1 protein-coding gene and 2 tRNA genes are annotated in these 2,288 nt (G+C 43.9%); all 3 read left to right on the top strand.

The window, feature by feature from the left end:
* The first annotated feature begins 1 nt into the window (after window position 1).
* Window positions 2-77 (top strand) — tRNA-Asn (locus tag R8N47_RS23285).
* Between the two features lie 275 nt (window positions 78-352).
* Window positions 353-1,978: a methyl-accepting chemotaxis protein gene (locus R8N47_RS23280; protein WP_064354312.1), complete on the top strand. Its 1,626-nt coding sequence runs from the start codon at window positions 353-355 to the stop codon at window positions 1,976-1,978.
* Between the two features lie 233 nt (window positions 1,979-2,211).
* Window positions 2,212-2,287 (top strand) — tRNA-Phe (locus R8N47_RS23275).
* Window position 2,288 lies beyond the last annotated feature (1 nt).

Genomic DNA, 2,288 nt, shown 5'->3' with positions numbered 1-2,288 from the left:
TTCCTCCTTAGCTCAGTTGGTAGAGCGACGGACTGTTAATCCGCAGGTCGCTGGTTCGAGCCCAGCAGGAGGAGCCACTTTTAAAGCCGCATCACTTGATGCGGCTTTTTTGTATCTGCTTTATACGTCATTTCTCACTTTCCCATTTATCTGCACTTCATTTCTAAACATCAGCGAACATTAAATCCTTTCTTCAAAAACACTTATTTCACGCTAAAAATTTAATCCTCATCGTAATTTCAATACGCATTAGTATCCGAGCATATTTATCTTCACTAAGATGCCCGAGTTATTACATTTCTTCTTTTAGCTATGCCTTGCATAGTGATAACACTTTATTTGTGAGCTAAATATGAAACTAAAAACTCAAGCCTATTTATTATCTGCGATCATATTGCTAGCTCTCCTAGCTCTGACCGCAACGGGCTTATGGACACTTCGCGTCGCAAGTAACCTTGATAACAAAGCTCGAGTTACTGAGCTATTTAAAAGTGCGTACAGCATACTTACCGAAGTAGAAAAGATGGCTATCGAAGGCAAAATGCCGGAAGACGAAGCGAAAGCATTAGCCACTCGCCTACTTCGTAACAATATCTACAAAGACAACGAATACGTTTATGTCGCAGATGAAAATATGATGTTCATCGCCGCACCACTAGACCCTCAACTGCACGGAACCAGCTTCCATGACTTTAGAGATGGCAGTGGTAATAGCGTAGGCCAACTCATTCTAGATGTATTGGGGCACAAAACAGGTCAGATCATTGAATATACCTGGAGCCAAAAACAAGCTGATGGCAGCATTGAAGAAAAACACTCGATAGCAGAAAAAACACCACACTGGGGCTGGGTTGTCGGTACAGGTATTGGCTTTAATGAAGTTAACGCACGTTTTTGGTCGACAGCACAATGGCAGCTTGTGCTGTGTCTGATTATCGCGGGAAGTATTCTAAGTGGCCTGATCATTTCGATTCGCAAAATGCTTCATCTACTTGGTGGAGAGCCTAACGACGTGCGTAAAGCAGTTCAAGCTGTCGCTCAAGGAGACATTCAGACCAGTTTTGATACTGTGGCACCGAGAGGAAGTATCTATCGTGCCGTGCAAGATATGAGTCAATCACTAGCTACCATGGTGACAAACCTAGAGAAGTCTATGCATGCACTGCGCGCAGAGTTGTCTGCCGTAGAAGCTCGATCAAATACGATTGCCGATCTTACCGTATCTCAGCAGCAATCAACGGCGATGATTGCCACTGCGATGACTGAAATGGCATCTTCAGCCAACCATGTTGCCAATTCAGCAAGCGACACCGCAAACAATACGGACGAGGCTGACAAACAAAGCCAACATACTCAGAAACTCATTCATAACACGGTTGAAAACATTCAAGGTTTAGCTTCTCAATTAAATACTGCGAGTAAAGCGGTCGCCGATCTAGATCAGGATGTAAATAATATTGTAAAAGTGCTCGATGTGATTGGTGATATTGCAGAGCAAACAAACCTATTGGCACTCAATGCAGCCATTGAAGCAGCACGTGCTGGAGAACAAGGCCGAGGCTTCGCAGTCGTTGCTGATGAGGTACGCAACCTAGCAGGACGCACACAAGACAGCACAAGAGAGATTCAGTATATGATCTCCAATCTGCAAGAAGGCTCTCGCAATGCCATTCACACAATGGAAATATGTGCAGAAACCAGTGAAAGCACTGTTACAGAGTCTAAGAATGCCTCTGAAGCTCTACAGCAAATTGTAACGGCGTTAGAATCTATCACCACAATGAGCCAGCAGATCGCTACTGCTGCCGCTGAGCAGACGCAGGTTAGCGATGATATTGCGCTACGCATAAACCTTATCGAGGAAAGCGGAGGCCAACTCAACTCTGTCGTAACCGAGAGTCAATCAAGTACTCAAAGTTTAGCTTCACTAGCGAATGAGCTAGAAGGTTGGGTAAACAAGTTCTCAGTAAAGCACTAGTTTAAAGTCAATTGTTCAATAAAAAGCACGTTTTCAGACGTGCTTTTTTGTTTTTATCGCCTTTATTTTGCAAGTGAACACACTATCAATGTTAAAACATCGCTTAAAGCATGGCGCATTGCTGCTAAAAACGCATAAAAACAGCCCACTCCGAGCACAAATTCATCAAACGATATTTTATTTTAATTTTATTGTTGACCTGAAAGCCGAAAAGCCTTTTAATACACCTCGTCGCCCGGATAGCTCAGTCGGTAGAGCAGAGGATTGAAAATCCTCGTGTCGGTGGTTCGATTCCGCCTCCGGGCACCAC

The sequence above is a fragment of the Vibrio sp. 2132-1 genome, assembly GCF_033344315.1.
This window is presented reverse-complemented; position numbering and strand designations above follow the sequence as displayed.

Excerpts from the sequence above, each read along its gene's own strand:
- R8N47_RS23280 (WP_064354312.1), top strand. The coding sequence starts at position 353 with ATGAAACTAAAAACTCAAGCCTATTTATTATCTGCGATCATATTGCTA.